The following is a 20573-nucleotide window of genomic DNA, read 5'->3' as shown; positions in this document are numbered from 1 at the left end:
AAATCATCATCGATTCTCAAAACGATTATAGTCAAGTAATCCAAATTCGATCGGTTGATTCGCCTGATACCAATGATGAAGTCGATCGCTAAATGGCCAGAATTTTTCTGAGCTACGACGAATCGCAAAATGATCCAATAACTTAACGTAATCGTCTTCATTTTGAATCGCACTGAATTGATCGACAAAATCTGTAATTTGTTTCTCATTTATCGAGAAAAACGCAGCTGGGTAGCTTCCGACCACGCCATGTACAACGGTCATGTCATCTTCAGCAAAGTTTCGGTTGCTCTCTTCATTAAACAAACTAGAGATGTTGGTATGGGCATTATTGTGAAGCAGAGTAAACAGTTCATCTTTGCCTGATTTGCTACTCACCATCAGCATAGTGATTTGAGGGACTGTTTTTAGCCCTTCACCGCGTACTTCGCCAATACGTTTTATTTGTTGCTCACTCTCAGATGAAAGCACGGTGTCAGTGATTTCATAGCGGGGCAAAAGAACCGAAGTCAGGTGTTCTTGCAACATATTGAGCAGCTCAGACTTAGGGTCATCTGTTGCGTAAACAACACTTGTCGGTTGATTGAACGGCTTAACGTTTCTCAGTAAGAAGTCTCTTAATTGAGGATTTTGATCCTGATACCAGCTCGATTGCAACTCATGACGCATATGTGCTGGTAACAGAGCTATAAAGTTACTTTCACCTTCCATGCGAAGAAAGTCCATAAACATACGTGTGATGAGCTGATGGCCAAAGTTGCCATATACATCAAATCCCGCAACTAGCAGGTAATGAATCCGTTCGAGCAAGGCATAATCCATTACCCATGCTGTTTTTGGTTGGTCACCAACTAAACCTTGTACAACCGAAGCACTGTCAAAATGACGAAAAACTGTCAGCGCTGCGTTTGAATTAGAGCCGTTTCCATCCCAGATTACGTCGGCAGACAGATGCTCTCCATGCTTAAACCATTGGTTGGCAAAATCGGATTTCGCTGCTAGGTAGCGAGCTTGCTGACGTGCGTATTTAACCCAGTTTGCAACAGGTAATGTATTGCTTTCTAACTCGCTTGGTAATTTTAAGTTGTCGGCTTGCGAGCGATAAAACTCATTCACTGCAGGAATATCGCTTTTGTCGGGATCGAGGAAGAATACCCAGAAACGATCATTTATAACGTTCAGCGCTAATTGACCACGGCAAACCGGACCTTTAATGAACGCCATAATCGTGTTTTGCGCGTTATCGAGCATGAACTTAAAACGAGACTTCACAGGGATGTCAGTAAATGAAGTCATCGGGTTAGCGGCAACTTCTGGCTCATAACTCGGCAGTTGGGTAACTGAATATTCTGGTTGAATGAACCACTCCTTCCAACTAGCAATACGCTGCTGATTTAACGCATAAGGCATATGTGTTTTGTCAACAATAGTGCCTTGTTCCGGAATGATTCGGTAATAAACGCGATCCGTACTGGGGTCATCGTATGGACGACGAGTTGAAATGCGTTTTACAGGTTGTCCGGGTGGAGTCGAGGAACGAACCAGTGAGAAAAAGCGTGGCTTGAGCTTTTGGTGCAGCTCGGAAAAGTACAAATGAGACAAGAATAGATGCTCATAGATGTAACGTGCCATGAGCTGATTTTTGAGGCCTGCGTCATTAAGAAACGTCTCATACACATTAATTTGCGATTGTTCATGCTCACTAATTGGTGTGTGAACATTCATTATCGCGCCGTTTTCTAACCAGTTCATCAAAGTAAGGTATTCAGAGTCGGTCAGATTGGGCATTCCAAATGGCATCCCCCACGTCGGATTGTCCTTTTCGTATTGCTCATACTCTTCAATGGTTGGGCATGTCTGTTTGCGGTCTATTGAAAAATCAAACCCTTCTAACTGAACTTGTTCTGGTAACGGGTGGTTCTCTTTTTGTGCCAACAAGCGCGCAATTAATCCTGCATCGAGATTTGCTGCCATGCTTTGTTCCCGCTCGTTTAAAACAGGATGAAAGCCAGCATCGCGCCACTCTTGGGTCGTTTCTGCATCTTCGAATAGGCGGGTTGGTGCGACGGCAGTGAGACGAGTACCTTCGTATACCAAAGCTTTAGTTGCGCCTCTATCAATTCCTTCTACTGAAGATAGTTTCAATTGGCACGGTGCATCGTAGCACGCGTGACAAACCACACAGCGGTTATCCACAATTGGCTTCACTTTGTTCTGAAAAAAATTTGCGTGTTGTGTCTCAACACTGGCAGTACGTTCTCTTACGAATTGCTGACCAAATAGTAGGTCGTAGTTGAGACCGGCATAAGTGGCACAACCGGCAAACAAACTGGTTATGCATAGTATTAAAATTAAGCGTAAATTCATGGGGTTATTTGGAGCGAATTCAATTTACTTTTATTAAAGCAAATTAAAGGATGAAATACCAAAAAACAAAACGAAGTGTTTTCGTCGAGAGTGAAAACATGAAGATTTATTGCCATTCCCTAAGACATCTATGTCAAAAGTGTCGTCTTTACAATGTTAAATTACAGTGTCACAAAAACTGGAGGTTGAGATGTAACCACCTTCTGGTAGTTACTTATTGATTAAAAGCTCTAAATTTTATCTGCGGAGTAATTTTTAATCCTGACTTTGAAAATTCCAAGAAGTCGTTTACCGGTGCAAGTCAATTCTACTGATGGTTCTGTCAACTCTATTTCATTGCAAACCGTTAATTTTCATAATATAAAACCTGTTGCATTGTAATTTGTTTGATTGCGGTTTTATTTATATGTTCGCTAAACATAGGTTTAAGTGCTGTTCAAACAACTTTGTGATGGATTTTATCAACTCACAAAGTAGAAAGTTCGGCAACGGTGTCCTGGGATGAGTATATCTACCACGAAACCGGTTCGTTATGTGCGGCGACAAACAGCTCTTTAATTTTTTGGCGCAGGGCAAGGTGAGCAGGGTTGTCAATTTCACGTTTGTGATAGACGAACTTGTAGGGAATTGTGTGAATTGAAATCGGGCAAGGGAGTACTTGCAGTTTTAGCGTCTTACTCCATTTCTTAGCGAACGATTGAGATACCACTCCCAGGCAGTCTCGATCAGATACATATAATGCCATTCCAGCTAAAGACGAGGTAACCAGATCGATTTTTCGTTCTTGTATATTTTCTTGAGCGAGTTGCTCGAAACCTGTCATGTTTTCCCATTTTCCAGAAAACAAACAATGGCTCTCTTCATAAAATTGTTCTTTAGAAAGCGTTCCGTGAATTCTTGGATGATTTTGGCGGCAGATAACAACGGCTTCTTCCGAGTATGCGTCCTCAATCACAAATGCAGCGTCTTTTGTTATTACAGTATCAATGACCAGATCCACTTTTTGTTGTCTTAAATGTTCAAACAAAAGGTATTTTTCAGGTGGTGACTCATAAAACACCACGTTTGGAATAGGGGGCATGCTATGTAGCAAAATTTCCGAGCAGCATACTTCAAAATGGTTCTTATCGGATATTGCACTATCAATGATTGTTACCGCTTGCTGAAATTTAGGAAGCAATTGATGTGCGGTGGAAGTCAGGGCAATGCCGCGGCCTTTTTTAACGAATAACTGCTTATCGACGACTTGTTCTAAACGCTTTATTGCCGCACTCACCGCGGGTTGCGTCAGCCCGAGTTGTTCTGCCGCTTTTGTATAGGATTGGAACTCTGCGACGACCAGAAAAGTTTGGATAAGGTTTAAGTCCATAATGCTACTCATAAATTGAATTTATAGATTAACTAATTGTGACTGCATTTATCGTCTGAAATTAGTGCTTTATCTTATATCAGTAATGGTATTGGAAAGCGAATGCCATTTTAATGCATCAGCGAACTTTTGGAGACAATATGAAAAATGCGACCAAAACGAGCAGTAAAAAACTCGTACTTAACGCATGTACTTTAGCGCTAGGTGCTGCCTCTGCAACCGCATACGCAGCAGACAAACCAAACATTCTCGTTATCTTCGGCGACGATGTAGGTTATTGGAACCTTAGTACCTATAACCAAGGTATGATGGCTTATAACACACCAAACATTGATACTATTGCTCAAGAGGGTGCGAAGTTTACGAACTTCTACGCTCAGCAAAGTTCAACGGCAGGCCGCTCGGCGTTCATCACCGGTCAGATGCCAAAACGCACTGGTTTAACAAAAGTAGGCTTACCTGGTGCTGCTGAAGGCCTTTCGAAAGAAGATCCAACTATTGCGACCATGCTGAAAGAGTTAGGTTATGCAACGGGTCAGTTCGGTAAAAACCACTTGGGTGACCGAGATGAGCACCTACCGACTAATCATGGTTTCGATGAGTTCTTCGGCAATCTTTACCACTTAAATGCGGAAGAAGAGCCAGAGAATGTTGATTACCCTAAAGATCCAGAGTTCAAGAAAAAGTTCGGCCCTCGTGGCGTAATTCACTCTTATGCTGATGGCAAGATTGAAGATACTGGCCCTCTGACTCGCAAGCGTATGGAAACCGTCGATGGTGAATTCCTAGATGCGGCAGAAAGCTTCATTGAGAAACAAGTAAAAGCAGACAAGCCATTCTTTACGTGGTTCAACGCAACTCGTATGCACAACTTTACCCACGTACCAGAAGAATATCAGGGCAAAACGGGCGCAGGTTTCTACGCTGACGGTGTGAAGCAGCACGACGATGAAATCGGTCACTTACTGAAAAAGATTAAAGAGTTGGGTGTGGATGACAACACCATCATCGTTTACACCACAGATAACGGTCCAATGATCAACTTGTGGCCAGATGCCGGTATGACACCATTCCGCTCAGAGAAAAACACTGGCTGGGAAGGCGGTTTCCGTGTTCCTATGTTGATTAAGTGGCCAGGTCAAATCGAAGCAGGTAAGACATTTAACGGCATTATGTCGCTAGAAGACTTCTTCCCGACACTGGTTGCGGCAGCAGGTAACGATAAAGTGACAGAAGAGCTGCTTAAAGGTAAGAAAATTGGTGACATGAACTACAAAGTTCATATTGACGGTTACAACCAACTGCCTTACCTAACTGGTAAAACAAAAGAATCTGCTCGTACTGAGTTTGTTTACTGGAGTGACGACGGTGACTTGCTCGCTTTACGTGATGGCCGATTTAAGTACCACTTCATGGTTCAAGAGCAAGAAACAGGCCTGGAACTTTGGATGAAACCTTTCACTAAGCTACGTGTACCGTTGATCTTCGACCTAAGTATTGACCCATTTGAACGTGGTGATACGGGTATCGGTTACCACACTTGGATGTACGAACGAGAGTACATGCTGATGCCAGCGATGGAAAAAGTGCAAGAGGTGATGGGCACATTCAAAGAGTTCCCACCACGTATGGAAGCGGGTTCATTTGTTCCTAAGTAACGTTGCACTTAAGCAAAGTCTAGAATAAAAATAAATGGCGCTCTCAGGAGCGCCATACTTAAAAGAAACGAAAAGTAAAAAAGCCACAATTAAAAGAGAGGCTGCATGAGTAAAACTTCACCACGTCATTCTACGGCTATGCCAATTGTTCCTATGAAAACTGCATTCAAATCCGACCAGGGAAACGAACGTCGCTTTCATGTTATGGCTAAACCCGGCGGTGCGAAATGCAACATTGACTGCCAATATTGCTTTTACTTACACAAAGAAAACCTGCTTCATCAACCAAAACAACCCAAGATGGATGATGAAACATTAGAAGCGTTTGTTAAGAGTTATATTGAGAGTCAAGATGGCGAAGAAATTGTATTTTCATGGCAGGGAGGTGAGCCGACGCTGCTTGGCTTAGACTACTTCCGCAAAGTGGTTGAGTTACAAAAGAAATACAAACCTAGCGGCATTCGTATTGAAAACGACTTACAAACGAACGGCATTTTGCTTAATGACGAGTGGTGTGAGTTTTTATTAGCGAATAATTTTTTAGTTGGCTTATCGATTGATGGTCCAGAAGATCTGCATGATAAGTATCGCAAAACCCGCAGTGGTAAGCCGACTTTTTACTTAGTCATGAAGGCTGTTGAGAAACTTCAGCATTACGGTGTGCGATTTAATGCCTTAGTGACGGTTAACCGCCACAATGTTAAGTATCCACTTGAGATTTATCGATTTCTTACCCGAGAGTTGGGTGTAACTTACATTCAGCTTGCACCCGTTGTTGAAGCGAACGACTTCCATACGACCGCCCCACAGTTCTGGAACGAACAGATGATCCCAGTCATGGGGAGTGAACTGGCAAAACCGGGGCACCCTATGTCTGTGGTAACGGATTGGTCGGTTGACCCTGATGACTGGGGCAAGTTCCTTAGTGAAATGTTTGTTGAATGGGTGAACAACGATTTAGGTCGTGTACTCGTGAACCTGTTTGAAACTGCGGTGGCGCAAGTCATGGGTAAACCCGCACAACTCTGTATTACCTCGGAATTTTGTGGCAAAGGATTGGCAATCGAACACAATGGTGATGTGTACAGTTGTGACCATTATGTTTATCCAGAATACAAACTCTCTAATATTCACAAGCACTCATTGAACGAAATGGCGTTTTCAACTCGTCAGTTTAGCTTTGGTATGGCAAAACGTGATTCATTGCCAGATTACTGTAAGCAGTGCCCTTACCTTAAATACTGTTGGGGAGAATGCCCTAAAAACCGCCTGATTAAGACCCCAGATGGTGAAGAAGGATTGAATTATCTTTGCTCTGGTATTCGACGATTCTTTGATGACACGCTTCCGATGCTGGTGGGTTTATCTCAAATACTAAAACAACAGAATTATAAGTAAGGGATCACAATGAACAACGCGCAACAAGCGATCAACAAGTTGATTGAACAGACCGAGAAAAGCGTTATAGGTCAAAGTCATGTCGTTCAGGCTCTGGTTATCGGCTTGCTGACTAACGGGCATATCCTGTTGGAGGGCTTACCGGGCACAGCAAAAACACGTTCTGTGAAATCTTTAGCCAACTTTTTGAACACAAGTTTTGGTCGCATTCAGTTTACGCCAGACTTATTACCATCGGACGTGACTGGTACAGAGGTCTATCAGGAGTTTGAAGGTAAGCCTCAACTGCATTTTCAACGTGGTCCTATTTTCAACAGCATTGTTCTTGCGGATGAAGTGAACCGAGCGCCAGCAAAAGTGCAGGCTGCGCTGCTAGAGGCAATGGCAGAAGGTACGATTACGGTTGGTGATAAAACGCATGTATTGCCGGATCTTTTTATGGTTCTCGCGACACAAAACCCTATAGAGCAGGAAGGGACTTATCCGCTGCCAGAAGCGCAGATGGATCGCTTTATCATGAAGGTCACCGTGGATTATCCGGAAGACGCTGCAGAGCGAGAAATTATTCGTTTGGTGCGCAGTGAAGAGCTCGGGGCCGAAACAAGTTCCGAACTGGTTACGCCACAACATATTGAGCCCGAACTGGTTTTAGAAGCGCGTCGACAATTGCCCGATGTCGCAGTATCAGAATTGGTTGAAGACTACATCGTGGCATTGGTGATGGCGACTCGTAAGCCTGAACGTTATGCAGACTCACAATTATCTAAGTGGATTGAAATTGGTTCGAGTCCGCGAGCTTCAATTGCATTGGATAAATGTGCTCGCGCTTATGCCTGGTTACAAGGTCGTGACCATGTCACCCCCGATGATGTTCGCGCTATGGTTCCGTCAGTATTGGGGCACCGTTTCTCATTGACTTATGACGCTTTGGCAGATGGCGTGGATCATCAACGTATCGTTCAGGAATTACTCGACTACGTTGAAATTGGGTAAGAGGGAGGCAATATGGCAAAGCCGACCCATGCTCCTAAACCTCAGGACATAGATCCTCGTTTATATTGTGATTACGCTCGGCTCGTGCGACTACAAGCGCAAGCTGAATCTTTCAGTTTGCTTCCTCACCTTAGAGCTGGCAGTGTGCTTTCTGGCAGGCACAATTCACTTTTTCGTGGCCGTGGACTCAACTTTGAAGAGTTACGTCATTATCAACTGGGTGATGATATCCGTAATCTGGATTGGAAGGTGACGCTGCGCACTGGAAAACCACATGTGCGCAGTTATACAGAAGAAAAAGATCGCAATGTAATTGTCTGTGTTGATCAACGCAGTGCGATGTTTTTTGCTTCAACGGAGGTGATGAAGTCAGTTGTCGCGGCGGAAATCGCGGCGATGTGTGGTTGGCGAGTATTAAAAGATGGTGACAGAGTTGGGTTTATCATCGCTTCCCATCAGGCATTGTTTCATTCAAAACCGCAGCGTTCGCAAAACGACCTTCTTGCACAACTTAAACAATTATCGCTGGCGAACCAATCACTTAGTGTTGATTCTATTGATTCCGAGAAAGTGACCTTCAGTAAATGGATTGAGCTGATTAAGCGAATGAAGCTCAAACAATCTACCCTGATTTTTATTAGTGACTGGAGTGACTGTGAAGAACATCATCTCGACCACCTAAAACAGCTTCAACAGCACAACGACATTCTTGCGGTGATGGTCAGTGATCCTCTCGAACAAACGCTGCCAGTCGATTTGTCACAATCAAAGTGGGTAGTTGGCGATGGTCGCTATCAACTCAATTTAGACAGTAAAGCGAAAGTTGCGGCAGCAAGTGCGAAGCTCGAAGCCAAAACAGACTTACAACGTCAGTCTCTTGCGCAACTGATGGCAATAAAACATTTGACTTATATTGACCTCGATACAACAGGTGAGCACGTTAAAGAATTTCAAAAATTGGTAGGAGGGCGCTAAATGAGTGACCTGCCTAAGCCTCCTGGTTCTTATATTCTGAGTGAGCTGCATGATGTTACTGTGCCTCCAAGTGTCAGTTGGTATCCGCAAACACTTGGTTGGAAAATCCTTGCTGTCCTGTTTGTACTCACTTTGATTTATGTTTCCTATCGGCTTATTCGAAAGTGGTGGACTAATCGGTATCGAAACGAAGCATTACACGCAATTGCTCAACTTGAGCCACACGAAAGAGATATGCCCAAAACATTATTTTCTATATTGAAAATTGTTCTGATTCATATAGATAGCCGTAATGCAAAGTTGTTTGATGATGCTTTTCTGTGCAAGCTCAACGAGCTTAATCCTAATAGACAAGATTTTAGTGATGAGATTTCCATTTTTTGGCTCAAAAGCATTATTAACCCAAGGATCGAACTGACAAACGAGCAGCGAGTTTCTCTTATTAAGAAAGCAAACTGCTGGGTTAAGGAGCATTCAAAAACGTCTGGTTCGAGTACTTCAGCACCAATAAAAGGTGATGCAAGGAGGTCAGGATGAATGAATTTCTGTCATCAATGGGGCTGTCTGGCTTTGAATTTGTGCACCCTTTATGGCTGGTTATTTTACCATTGCCACTGGTGATCTATTACCTCGTTCCCGCTTATCGAACCAAGCAAACAGCGATTAAAGTGCCGTTCTTTAGCCAACTAGTAGAAGCCATTGGTGAAACACCTTCGGAAGGTGCAAGCCAGCTAACGCCAAGTTGGTGGCAGCGTGCGACTTTAATCCTTTCCTGGATATTGGTTGTCTGCGCGATAGCGAAACCCACCATTTTGGGTGAGCCTCAAGTGCGAGAAAGTCTTGGCAGAGACGTTATGGTTGCAGTGGATCTTTCTGGCTCCATGGCGGAACCTGATTTTACTTCTCGTACGGGCGCGAAAATTTCGCGATTGGCTGCCGCAAAAGAAGTATTGGCGGACTTTGTACAATCACGTCATGGAGATCGGCTCGGTTTGGTATTGTTTGGTGATGCTGCATTCGTCCAGACTCCATTTACTGCAGACCAAAGTGTGTGGCTGGCATTGCTTAATCAAACGGATGTTGCCATGGCAGGACAGAGTACTCACTTGGGTGATGCTATTGGCTTAGCGATTAAAGTATTTGAGCAAAGCGATAAGACTCGTGGCCAGTTTGAACAGTCTCAAAGACGTGAAAAAGTCATCATTGTATTAACCGATGGTAATGATACAGGCAGTTTTGTAGAACCGATAGATGCGGCAAAAGTAGCGAAAGCTAAGGGTGTGCGAGTGCATGTTATTGCGATGGGCGATCCCCAGACCATCGGAGAAACCGCGCTTGATATGAAGACTATCAAAAGAATCGCGTCCGAATCGGGTGGCGAGGCATTTGAAGCACTAAACCGTGACGAATTATCTGCAGCTTACGCTGAAATCAGTAAGCTGGAACCACAACTCTATGAAAGTACCACATATCGTCCGAAGCAAAGTTTGCATCACTACCTGATGGTATTGGTGGTGATTATGCACTTACTCGCGTTCAGTGCCGCGACGATTAGAAGAAGATCTAAAGCACGCTTTTCATCACGGGAAGGTTCGTTAGGAGAAAATGATGTTTGATTCTCTTAGCTTGACGCAATTTTTTACTCAGTTTCATTTTATTCGGCCTTGGTGGCTATTGGCGTTTCTTCCGATGCTTTTCCTTGTTTGGCTACGTTGGCATGAAGAGAGCCAGCCAAGTTGGAAAGATATTCTGCCGGATCATCTACGTGAGGTGCTGACAATCGGCGAGCGTGGCTGGCGTAAACAATTGCCCCTTAAGCTACTTATGGTCAACGTATTCATTGCCATCATTATTTGTGCCGGACCAAGTTGGGAGCGTGAGGCATCTCCTTTCGGTGAAGATAAAGCGTCAATGTTGGTGGTTTTGGATAACAGCGACTCCATGCTGCAAAAGGATCTGCCACCAAGTCGTTTAGACCGTTCTAAGCAAAAAATTCGTGATCTGCTAGCTGCAAGACAAGGCGGTAAAACGGGGTTGGTGGCTTTCGCAGGTACTGCGCACGTGGCTATGCCTGTTACTCAAGATAGTAAAGTTTTCGACCCATTCCTCGCTGCTATTACTCCGGATATTATGCCTGTCAAAGGCAAACTAGCAGAGCAGGCATTACCACTGATAGACCTTCAATTACAAGGATTAGCAGGTTCAACGGTGTTATTGGTGACGGATGGTGTTAACCCAACCACCATCAGTAAGTATGGAGATTATTTTGCCAATAAACCTTATCAGTTGTTGATACTTGCGGCCGGGAATCCAGATATCGTCAGCGACAATCCGATCGATCTCGACTCACTACAAACACTCGCCAGCAAGACTAATGGGCGTTTAGTTGAAGTGAGTGTCGACAACAGTGATATCGAACAGCTAAACCGTTATGTAGAGCGTAATATGCAGCTTAACGGCGAGTCTTCTATGCCGTGGAGAGACATGGGTTATATATTGTTGTTCCCGATCGCACTTATCATGATGTTGTGGTTCAGAAAGGGCTGGCTAGTGCAGTGGTGTCTGATCACGATGATATCGGGCAGTCTGATGATGCCTGCAAAAGCTCTGGCTGAAAATATATCGCTCAAAGCCGAAGAACACCAAGTAGTACAACAGATAGCTACTTTCGACAAAGTCACTCAATGGTGGTGGGACTTATGGCTGACGCCGGATCAACAAGGGCAGAGTCTGTTTAATAAACAAGAGTATTTAGAGGCGGCGAAGCATTTCTCTGACCCACTGCGCAAAGGTACAGCTTATTACTACGCCAGTGAATTTGATTTAGCGTACAGTGTGTTTTTAGAAATGCAGAATGATCCGTCGGGAAACGTTAGAGATTACGGTTTATATAACGCGGCGAGTGCACTTGCACGTCAACGCGAATACTTGGCGGCGAGAGATCTGCTCAAATCGTTGGCGGGCAAGCCTACACTAAACCAGTCATTAAGACCTGATGTCGAACATAATTTAAAGGTGATCAGTGGAATAGTTGATGAGATCAATCAGATGAGTGAAAGTCAGGCTGGGACGGAGCAAGAGTCCTCGGCGGAGCTTGGTGATAATCCTCAAACGGCAGAAGGTGCGGACGAAAAGACTTCTGCAGAATTGATGATTAAAGAGACATTTAGTGCCGCTGACATTCTAGGTAATCAAGATTTGGCTGATAAGTGGCTAAAACGTGTGGAGTCTGATCCTAAAGACTTTCTGCGCGCAAAATTTCAAATTCAATTGCGTTCACCAGTAGACGACGACAGCGCTGGTGAAAATGATGGTCAAAATGAGGAAGCGACGCAATGATGAGTTTACTACAATGCTTCACTTCTCCTCGACCGTCTGATTTGTTCATCTTGTTTGCTAGTTTATGGGTGAGCACCTTAGTTTACGCACAAGACATTCATGACTTACAGCGTAGTAATGATGTAGAGATAAAAGCTTGGGTTGGTAAAGCATCAAGCGAGGAAGAAAATCGCACTCCACCTAACTTCGTTGTTAACGAGCAAGTCATCGTGAGCATAGAGGTGGCAACGCCGCGTTGGTTTACTGGTGGTACTCGAATCGGCACAGTGGAAATTCCTGATGTGATTGCAAAACAGCGCAATCAACTGGCAACCAACTTCACGGAACGTAAGGGTGGGCAAACCTGGTCGCGTCAACGTTGGGAAGTGACGTTATACCCGCAAACATCGGGCGATTTTGTCATTCCCCCCGTTGCAGTAGGAGTGCAGGTCTCAGATCCGGATGGTAAAAATGTGTCGGGTACGCTTTACACCCCGCCTCTTAACTTCACAGCATCGTTACCATCGGGCTTATTGAGTGATAACACTTCCTGGTTTGCTGCGACGAATGTGGATGTGAAACAAGAGTGGGAAACTTCTGGTGAATCACTAAAAGTGGGTGATGCGATCACCCGAAAAATAACGATAACAGCGCAGGACAGTTTGTCTGTGTTACTACCTGACTTACTTAAAGGTGAGTCGACCACAAACTATCAAGCTTACTCGCAGCCTCATCGACTTACAGATAAGCAAACTCGTGGCGATTATCAATCAACCCGAACAGAAGAAAGCGTATACGTGATTCAGCAAGGAGGTGAGTTAACGTTACCTGCGTTTGAGTTCCATTGGTGGAACAGCAAAACGCAGCAGCTAGAAAGTATGGTTATTGAGGGGAAATCATTTCAGGCAAAACATACTTTAAAGTCGTTTGTTAAAGCCTATTCTGCATGGATTCTTAGTTTGAGTGCTGCTGTGGTATTCAGCGCCGTTTTATTTTTCTCGATCAAGCGCTACTACCGCACCAGACCCACGCCACCGTGGCTGACTTTCCATCGATTGCTTAAATCAAATCGTTGGGGCGAGGCTCGAGCAGCACTGTATAAACAACTCCGTGTGAATACTGCGGAACTTGAAATGAGAAAAGCCAACTCTGAAGAGGCTTGGCAGAAGCGCTCTGCGCGGTTACAACAAGGTGAAAAGAACTCGATCCTCATGAAATCCATGTGGCGTGAGATACAGAGTAAGCAAAAGCGGTTTAAGCTAAGAATACCCAAGGCATTGCCTGAGTTGGACAAGTTAAATCGAAGAGATGGCGTTGATTAAATCGCGGCGCTAATATAGCGCCTCGTTTTCATTGAAGAAAAGATTATATATGAGCCAAGAGTTTATGCGCCGCGCGTTAGAAATTTCGCGCAATGCACTTCCTGAGTGTCAACCCAACCCACCTGTTGGTTGTGTTTTAGTTAAAGACAACCAAATCGTCTCCGAGGGTCACACTCAAGCTATCGGTGGAAATCATGCCGAAGTTGAAGCGTTGAATGGATACAAGGGATCATTAGATCAAGTCACCGCTTATGTGACACTTGAACCATGTTCGTTCGTTGGACGTACTCCCGCTTGTGCGGTCACGCTGGTTAACTCTGGAATTAAAAAAGTTGTAGTTGCAATGCTTGACCCTGACCCTCGCAATAGTGGTCGTGGTATCGATATCCTAAAGCAGGCTGGCGTCGAAGTAGAAGTCGGTGTTTGCGGTGATGAAGTGAGTGCGTTTTTGACGCCGTATTTAGGTAAGTCTTAAAGTTATTGTAAAACAGAGAGTTTTGCCTGTCTTACGGATAGGCAACTTGTCTAAACTCTCGAGAGTGCCGATAAATACACTGACAGCAAACTTAGGGACGGTTAGAAATGAAAACTATACGAGCGATCCTAAACGGTAAAAGGCTAAATTCCTTTCTAAACCTTGTTATGCGTCGGTTATCGCGGTCACATAGCAGACTGAAAATGGTACATCAAGGCGGTTAAACTCTTTAATCCAGCGCAATTGGTTATCCTGTAACTTGTCACCCGGGCCTTTCACTTCAATCCATTCAAATTGTTCGCCCTTAAACGCAATCAAATCTGGCATTCCATTACGGTAGAGTTTGAGATCACTCAGCTGCACTTTGAACAGTTCTATTAGCATTGAAGTAGGAATGGTGCTTAGCGCGTGCTCAATTAAGTCTTTATTCACTACACCCCAATGTACAAAGGGATTACTGATCCCAAACTTAGTATCGTATTTTTCAAGTAAAGAACTTGTGTATCCAGCAGCGAGTTCTGTTAATGCCGATGTGATTAACTTTTCCCGTTTAGAGGTAAAATCACTGTGGTACAAATCGAGTGGTCGATGTTGGTATCCATTAATGAAAGCCCCTTCAATAGGAGAGAAAATAGCATCCCAAAAGGTTAGACCTAACAGAGAATTGAGCAGGGCGTTCTCCGCATAAAACACTTTCCAACCTAAGTGTTCGAAATACGCTTTGGTGGCAAGTTCGACGCGCTGTTGGGATAAATCTAACTCTATGCGATATTCGTTGCACTTAGGTTTCGCAGCCCTTGATACTTTTTGCCCAAGCTTGCGTTTTACACGCTGCTCCAGCTTTTGAGCCACTTCCCATTCGGATACGTCGGTAGGTGACATTAGCATTTCAGTGACAATGTCACTAAATAAAACATCTTTGTCCAACTTATCATAGATGCGCGCGCGACGTTCTTTGCTCGGTGGGAGATGGGTTTGTTCAAATAATGACAGGGCTATTTCAAGCTCATTGATACGCTCGTAGTCTCTAGCGATGTCATTTAGCATGTGTTCGCGCTTTCTATCTACGTAGTCATGTTTGACTGGCTCAGGCAGAGCCTTAATCAGAAGGTCAAGGTTGGTTTTGTCTTTCCTGTCACACTGCCAATAAACGTTGGCTAGTTGGCCGAGTTCAATCAATCTGTCAATTTGTACACGCGACTCGAAGAATCTAAGCTCTTTGCTTAATTGATATTTTTCGAACTGATGTAAACCTAGATCATCAAGTACAAATTGGCTCAAGTCTTGATGAGTATTAGCGAAGAACAACGTGAGTAGAACATCAATCATATGGGCCGAATTCAACCTGATAATGGCAAACTCAAGCAAGTGCAATAAGTCGAATTCGGTATTGCTCAGACGCTCTACCAAGGCTTCTTTTTTTAAGGATTTAGGCAGGTCGGGATACAGTAACAAGATCTCTGGTTTAGTCAGTAAGTTTGCGGCTAACTCTTGATGAGATAGTGTCGGAGAGATCTCGATAAGCTCGCGGTGGCTAAGCTCTGCAAGAGCTTCATCTATGGATGGTATTTCCTGATAATTGAGCTTATCGCTGCGAAACCAGCATCCTTTACGGCTGTATAAGCGCACTAAAAGGCATTGAACAGGTCTACTCAAATTTTGAAACGTGCAAAGCCACTTGTGTTCTTCTTCTATGAGTAAATCGCTGTACCACATTGTTGCATGTTGGGTAAGCTTTAAGAAATTCTCTAAATAATAATCTGGTGCGAGTTCGACAGGGTATTCCATCATATGGATATAATACCAATAACAAAAAAGGCTTAACCCATAGGTTAAGCCTTTTCGTTGTCAAATCAATTCGAAATTATGCGTTTTTTAACTGAATGACTTTTGCTTCAGTTAGTGGCTTAGTGATGAACGCTAAAACGATACATACTGCCATCATTGCAGCTGAAATCGTGTAAGCAAGCGTATAACCTTCGCCATTAGTCATTGAGTAACCAACAACCGCTGCACCGATAGCTCCACCAATACCCCATGCTGTGTATAGCACGCCGTAGTTAGTGCCGTAGTTTTTCAGGCCGTAGAATTCTGCTGTCAGAGTAGGGAACACCGCTAAAAGTGTGCCGTAACCTACTGCCGCGATCGCAGTACCAATGATTAGCGTGAACTCTGAGTTGAATGTTGCAAACAACACCATATTGATGCCTTGCAGAACGAAAGCAAGCAGAAGCGTGCGAACGCCACCAATCTTATCCGCAAGCATACCGGCAGCAACACGGCCACCTGAGTTGAATACCGCAAGGATAGAAGCTAAGTAAACTGCGTTTGGCAGATTTGCCTGAACACTTGCGATTGTCGTGATGTTACCGATGATCATCAGACCAACAGAAGCAGCAAACGCGTACATGATCCATAGTGCGTAGAACTGTGGCGTTTTTAGCATTGCCTTCCAGTTTAGATCGTCAGACTTCTTAAGCGCTTTAGGTGTTTGGCCTTCTTTTACTTTAGGCTCCGCAGGCGTGTAATCCGCAGGCGGATTGTTAATGGTTGCTGCTAGTGGAACTGCAATCGCAAGTACGCCCACACCAAGAATCAAGAAGCTTGTTTGAATGCCCATGCTTTCGATCAGCGCAGCCGTAACCGGCGCTAGGTAAATAGCTGCCAAACCAAAACCTGCAGCGATAATGCCGTTAACCATACCTTTCTTAGAAGCGTGGAACCACTTCATTGCAGAAGGTGACAAACACGCGTAACCGAAACCGATGCCTGCGCCAGTGATCACACCAAAAGTGATGTTCAACATAAGTGGAGAGTCAACAAAGCCAGATGCGATCATGCCCAGACCAGTTAAGGCCGTACCCAGGATAAGGATCAAACGTGGACCCATACGGTCCTGTAGGATACCTGCAACAAGAAGACAGATAGAGAAAGTGATGGTTGCAGTTGCGTACGGTGCGGAAGCTTCAGCAGCGGTCCAGCCTGATTCAGTTACCAGTGCCTTGTTAAAGACACTCCAGGCATACAGGATGCCAAGACAAAGGTTGATGCAGAAACCTGCTAGCAGGATACGCATTGCTTTATCAATCTTGCTCATTTTTTTTCTCGGTTATACCTCTTGGCGGAACCTGTAACCGTTTCGCTGTTGAACAGCGTAGGGAAAGGTAGATAGCCCGACATCAAAGAGGGGTTGGTTTAAAGGTGTTTTTTGTAAAAATTAGTTTGCGTTTTTCAACACATAACGCAATGAGCGCGGATTATAACCAATAAAGATGTGATTGGAATCTCTTTTTAACTTCCGGATTAAAAATAATTTGAATGTTTTAAATTATTTGTACATCCATCTTTGTGGAGATAGACAAAATGTAAAGAAACAACGGTCGTTTTGTTTTTTTTTAAAATTTGCCGTGGAATTATACGAACTTACGTGCTTAGTTCACATTTCCAGATAAATAATGCGGGATATTTTCATGTTAAAACATTGTGACAAAAGTTTATTAAATAAGCGCTTTCCATGCTAAGTATTGGATATAAAGGATTTATGAAATTTAAGTTGTTAACCTTTTGTAATGTGGTTGTTTGGTGGGTTTGCTTGTACACAAAACAAACAAAAAATGTGCTTGTAATTGCACACGAGAAGAGCAAAAATTAGCGAAAAATGAGTTTTCATTTATGAAGGGATGCTTTTTTCGATTTATTGTGAGGTAACTTATGAAACTGTTCCTAGTGCTTATGGCTTCTGTTTCTGCAGGTGTGGCATCGGCAGAGCATTTCCATTCATTTATGTTAGGTCTATCAATCGCTTCTTTAGCTGTAGGTAGTTGCTACTTTTTTGCTTTTCGTAGCTCTCGCTTCCCGCAACTTGCACTGTTCCTGCTGATATGTGGCATGCTGTCGAAATTAGCGATTACCGTCACTGGCGTACTATGGGGTATGTCAGCAGAGATAATTACTTCTCCAATCGTTTTTGCTATGTCTTATTTCTTCTTCTCTCTTGTGGTGACTTATTTGTGGTTCTCTTACCGTGAAAGTATTACGAAAATACCAGCGCGCTTTAAGACCGCGTAATAAAAAGAGATAAATGCAAAAACGCCAGTGATAATTCACTGGCGTTTTCGTTTCGTGATAAAAATGAAATGTATCGTCTGGACTTTATGCCGCTAAACAGACACCGTTAGTGGCGGTTCTGGCACCTCAAGGAAGCAAGCAACAACTCGATAAAGTTCTCCTTCAGCGACTGTGATTTTCCCATCAGATTCGATCGCGAGCCTGCATGCCTTCACAAACATCTCCTTCTCTTTTGATTTCAGTTGTAGCAGCAGTTCTAATGCCGCAAGGCTTAAGCTCCAGTTATTATTTGCTTGTTCCAACTCTTGTTCTGGAAAGCCCAGAGAAGTAAGGGCAGAGTTAAATGCGCGCTTTGCACTTTCTGGTTGAGAGTGGCTAACCCATGCAAGTTCCCGGAGTAACCAAAGCACGCTTTGTTTAAGTTGTTTTAAAGATTTATGTTGTTTGGTGTTTGCAAAAGAGGTGAGCAATTGTTTTTCTACCAGATTAATGACACACCACTCTGCGAGAGAGTAACGATTATCGGTCTGCGAAAGCTCACGAAGCACCTCACAAAGTCGATTTCTCTGACCTTCACTGAGAGATTTGAGTGCTGGTATTGCTAATTCAAGCAGTGGAAAGCGGAGATGAAGCGATAGCTCGTAATCCAGCCATGGGAGCAATGTGGCCTGAGAGGAAGGAGGCACGTGATTTTTTATCATCTCTCGTTGAATGTCACTACCATCGAAGATGATGAGGAGGGTAATAAAGCGTGCACTGTAGGGCTCTCGCGCAAGAGCAACCAGTTCTAAGGGCAATTGCTTGATGAGCTGTTGGCCTGCGTCACTCAACTGTGTAGGCAATGAGTCTGGTTCATTGGAAGTAAAGTTTGCACTTTCAGCAAATCCGCTTACTTGCTCATGCCCAAACGTCGAACTGCTATTTTGAAACCGCTGGACATAACTTCCATCCCAGCTAGGTTCTATGCGGCGAATTCTTTCATCAAGAGGAGGGTGAGTGGCAAATAAACCGGAAAAGCCGGAGAGTTTGCTTTGTCCAAACATCATATGGCTCATATCGTCGGTTGCTTTTGTATCCAGTATAGAGCCGTGAGAATGGCTGCCTATTTTCTTGAGTGCACCTGCAATGCCCTGATCGTTACGAGTAAATTGCACTGCGCTCGCGTCTGCTAAAAACTCACGCTGACGAGAAATAGCGGCTTTTATCATGGACCCAAAAAGCGTACCCAACCATCCAAGCACAAGACAGACGATCGCGATCAGGATAATGACTGCATAACCTTTACTGGAATCAGAAGATCTACGAGAAATTCCCCGAGTAGTATGGCGTGAATGATTCAGTACTAAATGGCCGAAATGAGCAATAGAGGTAATGCCGAACAAGACACCAATAAGTCGAGTGTTGAGGCGCATGTCTCCATTCAGAATATGGCTAAACTCATGAGCGATGACGCCTTGAAGCTCATCTCGATTGAAACTATCGAGCGCACCTTGTGTCACGCCAATGACGGCGTCGTCGATACTCATCCCTGCAGCAAAAGCGTTAATTCCACGTTCTTCCGTCATCAAGTAGACGGGAGGTACTGGGATACCTGACGCGATTGCCATCTCTTCAACAACATTAAGCAATTGCCTGTGTTTGGAGTCTAATGTATCAGGAGAAATAAGTTTGCCACCAATACTCTCTGCCACACCTCGTCCGCCATTTGAGCTAAGTTCGTTGAGGCGAATCAATGAGCTAATCGAAACAACCAAGACGACACCAACAAAACTCAACAGACTGTAGTTTATGACGCTTTGAGTATCGAAAGGCTTCCCTGTGGATCCAAAATAGATGCCAATCGATATAACGCTAACCAAGCCTGTTATTGCGAATACTGCCAGAACGAACAGCATCACTAAAAGCCCGGTTCGCTGGCGAGCGGTATCTTGATGGTGAAAAAAATCCATTAGAATTCAACCTTCGGCGCTTCTTGGATGGCTTCAGTGTCTGCAAATTCCAGCAATTTGCCATCCTGGAATCCAAGCATGTTGGCAAAAATGACTGGAGGGAAGGTTTGCTTGTAGGTGTTATAGCTTGTTACTGAGTCATTAAATGCCTGACGCGCAAACGCAACTTTGTTTTCAGTACTGGTTAGCTCTTCTTGAAGTTGACTGATTGTTTCGTTGGCTTTCAATTCTGGGTAAGCTTCGACAACGACATTGAGTTTGCCTAATGCGCTTTGCAACATACCTTCAGCTTGGCCTAATTGGCTTATTGCAGCATCGCTATCCGGTGCTTCACTGGCTGCCTTAAGGCCAGATATTGCTTGGTTACGAGCTTGAATTACTCGCTCAAATGTCTCTTTCTCATGCTCCATGTATCCTTTGGCTGTGTTGACTAAATTTGGAATCAGGTCGTATCGGCGTTTAAGTTGAACTTCGATTTGAGCAAAGCTGTTTTTGAAGCGATTTCGCAGGGTCACAAGCTTGTTGTAGATGCTGATGGCGTACGCCGCGACAAGTAGAACAATAACAATAAAGACAATCAGTGCAGTCATAATGAATTCCAATTTTAGAATGAGACAGATTTTTTATATAAATTGTTGAGATAGTAAGCAAACTCTAACGCAGATACTGTCTTACATTCGC

Annotated in this window: 16 protein-coding genes; 10 read left to right on the top strand and 6 right to left on the bottom strand. The window is 44.0% G+C overall.

From position 1 onward, the window contains the following. Window positions 1–6: 6 nt before the first annotated feature. Together WJM94_RS12295 and WJM94_RS12290 are read right to left on the bottom strand one after the other, a co-directional pair. The gene (locus WJM94_RS12295) at window positions 7–2367 is read right to left on the bottom strand and encodes a fatty acid cis/trans isomerase (RefSeq protein ID WP_444494500.1); all 2361 of its coding nucleotides are present in this window, start codon (window positions 2365–2367) and stop codon (window positions 7–9) included. A 511-nt stretch (window positions 2368–2878) separates the two neighbouring features. Then, entirely contained in the window at window positions 2879–3736 is an 858-nt protein-coding gene (locus tag WJM94_RS12290; RefSeq protein ID WP_444494499.1) for a LysR family transcriptional regulator, read from the bottom strand. Between the two features lie 140 nt (window positions 3737–3876). Between WJM94_RS12290 and WJM94_RS12285 the strand changes: the two genes are divergently transcribed. The 9 genes from WJM94_RS12285 to WJM94_RS12245 all read left to right on the top strand — a co-directional run bounded on the left by WJM94_RS12285 (window position 3877) and on the right by WJM94_RS12245 (window position 13875). Next, window positions 3877–5394 (top strand): arylsulfatase, encoded by a 1518-nt coding sequence (locus WJM94_RS12285; protein WP_444494498.1) that lies wholly within the window; start codon window positions 3877–3879, stop codon window positions 5392–5394. Window positions 5395–5499: 105 nt separating this feature from the next. Further along, window positions 5500–6792, top strand: a complete 1293-nt coding sequence (locus WJM94_RS12280) for an anaerobic sulfatase maturase (protein WP_444494497.1) — start codon at window positions 5500–5502, stop codon at window positions 6790–6792. 9 nt (window positions 6793–6801) lie between these two features. Continuing rightward, complete coding sequence (locus tag WJM94_RS12275) at window positions 6802–7785, top strand: AAA family ATPase (RefSeq protein WP_444494496.1); 984 nt, start codon at window positions 6802–6804, stop codon at window positions 7783–7785. Window positions 7786–7797: 12 nt separating this feature from the next. After that, the gene (locus WJM94_RS12270; protein WP_444494495.1) at window positions 7798–8760 is read left to right on the top strand and encodes a DUF58 domain-containing protein; all 963 of its coding nucleotides are present in this window, start codon (window positions 7798–7800) and stop codon (window positions 8758–8760) included. Further along, entirely contained in the window at window positions 8761–9297 is a 537-nt protein-coding gene (locus WJM94_RS12265; RefSeq protein ID WP_444494494.1) for a DUF4381 domain-containing protein, read from the top strand. Further along, on the top strand, window positions 9294–10376 hold the full coding sequence (locus WJM94_RS12260) for a vWA domain-containing protein (RefSeq protein WP_444494493.1): 1083 nt from the start codon (window positions 9294–9296) through the stop codon (window positions 10374–10376). The genes WJM94_RS12265 and WJM94_RS12260 overlap by 4 nt, the downstream gene beginning before the upstream one ends. Next, window positions 10369–12099 carry a VWA domain-containing protein gene (locus WJM94_RS12255; protein WP_444494492.1) on the top strand — a complete coding sequence of 577 codons (1731 nt, stop codon included), beginning with the start codon at window positions 10369–10371 and terminating at the stop codon, window positions 12097–12099. Before WJM94_RS12260 ends, WJM94_RS12255 begins: the two co-directional genes overlap by 8 nt. Beyond that, window positions 12096–13400 (top strand): BatD family protein, encoded by a 1305-nt coding sequence (locus tag WJM94_RS12250; protein ID WP_444494491.1) that lies wholly within the window; start codon window positions 12096–12098, stop codon window positions 13398–13400. The genes WJM94_RS12255 and WJM94_RS12250 overlap by 4 nt, the downstream gene beginning before the upstream one ends. A 49-nt stretch (window positions 13401–13449) precedes the next feature. Continuing rightward, window positions 13450–13875 (top strand): bifunctional diaminohydroxyphosphoribosylaminopyrimidine deaminase/5-amino-6-(5-phosphoribosylamino)uracil reductase RibD, encoded by a 426-nt coding sequence (locus tag WJM94_RS12245; protein WP_444494490.1) that lies wholly within the window; start codon window positions 13450–13452, stop codon window positions 13873–13875. A 165-nt stretch (window positions 13876–14040) separates the two neighbouring features. Here WJM94_RS12245 and WJM94_RS12240 read toward each other — a convergent pair whose 3' ends face one another. Together WJM94_RS12240 and WJM94_RS12235 are read right to left on the bottom strand one after the other, a co-directional pair. After that, complete coding sequence (locus tag WJM94_RS12240) at window positions 14041–15663, bottom strand: VRR-NUC domain-containing protein (RefSeq protein ID WP_444494527.1); 1623 nt, start codon at window positions 15661–15663, stop codon at window positions 14041–14043. A gap of 76 nt (window positions 15664–15739) precedes the next feature. Beyond that, window positions 15740–16972: an L-lactate MFS transporter gene (locus WJM94_RS12235; protein ID WP_444494489.1), complete on the bottom strand. Its 1233-nt coding sequence runs from the start codon at window positions 16970–16972 to the stop codon at window positions 15740–15742. A 614-nt stretch (window positions 16973–17586) separates the two neighbouring features. Between WJM94_RS12235 and WJM94_RS12230 the strand changes: the two genes are divergently transcribed. Then, the gene (locus WJM94_RS12230; RefSeq protein ID WP_444494488.1) at window positions 17587–17943 is read left to right on the top strand and encodes an NADH:ubiquinone oxidoreductase; all 357 of its coding nucleotides are present in this window, start codon (window positions 17587–17589) and stop codon (window positions 17941–17943) included. A gap of 92 nt (window positions 17944–18035) precedes the next feature. Here the strand turns inward: WJM94_RS12230 and WJM94_RS12225 are convergent, their stop codons facing one another. Together WJM94_RS12225 and WJM94_RS12220 are read right to left on the bottom strand one after the other, a co-directional pair. Beyond that, window positions 18036–19892 carry a M48 family metallopeptidase gene (locus WJM94_RS12225; RefSeq protein ID WP_444494487.1) on the bottom strand — a complete coding sequence of 619 codons (1857 nt, stop codon included), beginning with the start codon at window positions 19890–19892 and terminating at the stop codon, window positions 18036–18038. Then, window positions 19892–20482, bottom strand: coding sequence for a LemA family protein (locus WJM94_RS12220; RefSeq protein WP_444494486.1), 591 nt, complete (start codon window positions 20480–20482; stop codon window positions 19892–19894). The genes WJM94_RS12225 and WJM94_RS12220 overlap by 1 nt, the downstream gene beginning before the upstream one ends. Window positions 20483–20573: the final 91 nt, after the last annotated feature.

The sequence above is a fragment of the Vibrio sp. YIC-376 genome, from assembly GCF_052353105.1.
Taxonomy (GTDB): domain Bacteria; phylum Pseudomonadota; class Gammaproteobacteria; order Enterobacterales; family Vibrionaceae; genus Vibrio.
Note: the sequence above shows the minus strand (reverse complement) of the source record. Positions and strands in the feature narration are given on the sequence as shown.

Excerpts from the sequence above, each read along its gene's own strand:
- WJM94_RS12295 (WP_444494500.1), bottom strand. The coding sequence starts at position 2,367 with ATGAATTTACGCTTAATTTTAATACTATGCATAACCAGTTTGTTTGCC.
- WJM94_RS12290 (WP_444494499.1), bottom strand. The coding sequence starts at position 3,736 with ATGGACTTAAACCTTATCCAAACTTTTCTGGTCGTCGCAGAGTTCCAA.
- WJM94_RS12285 (WP_444494498.1), top strand. The coding sequence starts at position 3,877 with ATGAAAAATGCGACCAAAACGAGCAGTAAAAAACTCGTACTTAACGCA.
- WJM94_RS12280 (WP_444494497.1), top strand. The coding sequence starts at position 5,500 with ATGAGTAAAACTTCACCACGTCATTCTACGGCTATGCCAATTGTTCCT.
- WJM94_RS12275 (WP_444494496.1), top strand. The coding sequence starts at position 6,802 with ATGAACAACGCGCAACAAGCGATCAACAAGTTGATTGAACAGACCGAG.
- WJM94_RS12270 (WP_444494495.1), top strand. The coding sequence starts at position 7,798 with ATGGCAAAGCCGACCCATGCTCCTAAACCTCAGGACATAGATCCTCGT.
- WJM94_RS12265 (WP_444494494.1), top strand. The coding sequence starts at position 8,761 with ATGAGTGACCTGCCTAAGCCTCCTGGTTCTTATATTCTGAGTGAGCTG.
- WJM94_RS12260 (WP_444494493.1), top strand. The coding sequence starts at position 9,294 with ATGAATGAATTTCTGTCATCAATGGGGCTGTCTGGCTTTGAATTTGTG.
- WJM94_RS12255 (WP_444494492.1), top strand. The coding sequence starts at position 10,369 with ATGTTTGATTCTCTTAGCTTGACGCAATTTTTTACTCAGTTTCATTTT.
- WJM94_RS12250 (WP_444494491.1), top strand. The coding sequence starts at position 12,096 with ATGATGAGTTTACTACAATGCTTCACTTCTCCTCGACCGTCTGATTTG.
- WJM94_RS12245 (WP_444494490.1), top strand. The coding sequence starts at position 13,450 with ATGAGCCAAGAGTTTATGCGCCGCGCGTTAGAAATTTCGCGCAATGCA.
- WJM94_RS12240 (WP_444494527.1), bottom strand. The coding sequence starts at position 15,663 with ATGGAATACCCTGTCGAACTCGCACCAGATTATTATTTAGAGAATTTC.
- WJM94_RS12235 (WP_444494489.1), bottom strand. The coding sequence starts at position 16,972 with ATGAGCAAGATTGATAAAGCAATGCGTATCCTGCTAGCAGGTTTCTGC.
- WJM94_RS12230 (WP_444494488.1), top strand. The coding sequence starts at position 17,587 with ATGAAACTGTTCCTAGTGCTTATGGCTTCTGTTTCTGCAGGTGTGGCA.
- WJM94_RS12225 (WP_444494487.1), bottom strand. The coding sequence starts at position 19,892 with ATGGATTTTTTTCACCATCAAGATACCGCTCGCCAGCGAACCGGGCTT.
- WJM94_RS12220 (WP_444494486.1), bottom strand. The coding sequence starts at position 20,482 with ATGACTGCACTGATTGTCTTTATTGTTATTGTTCTACTTGTCGCGGCG.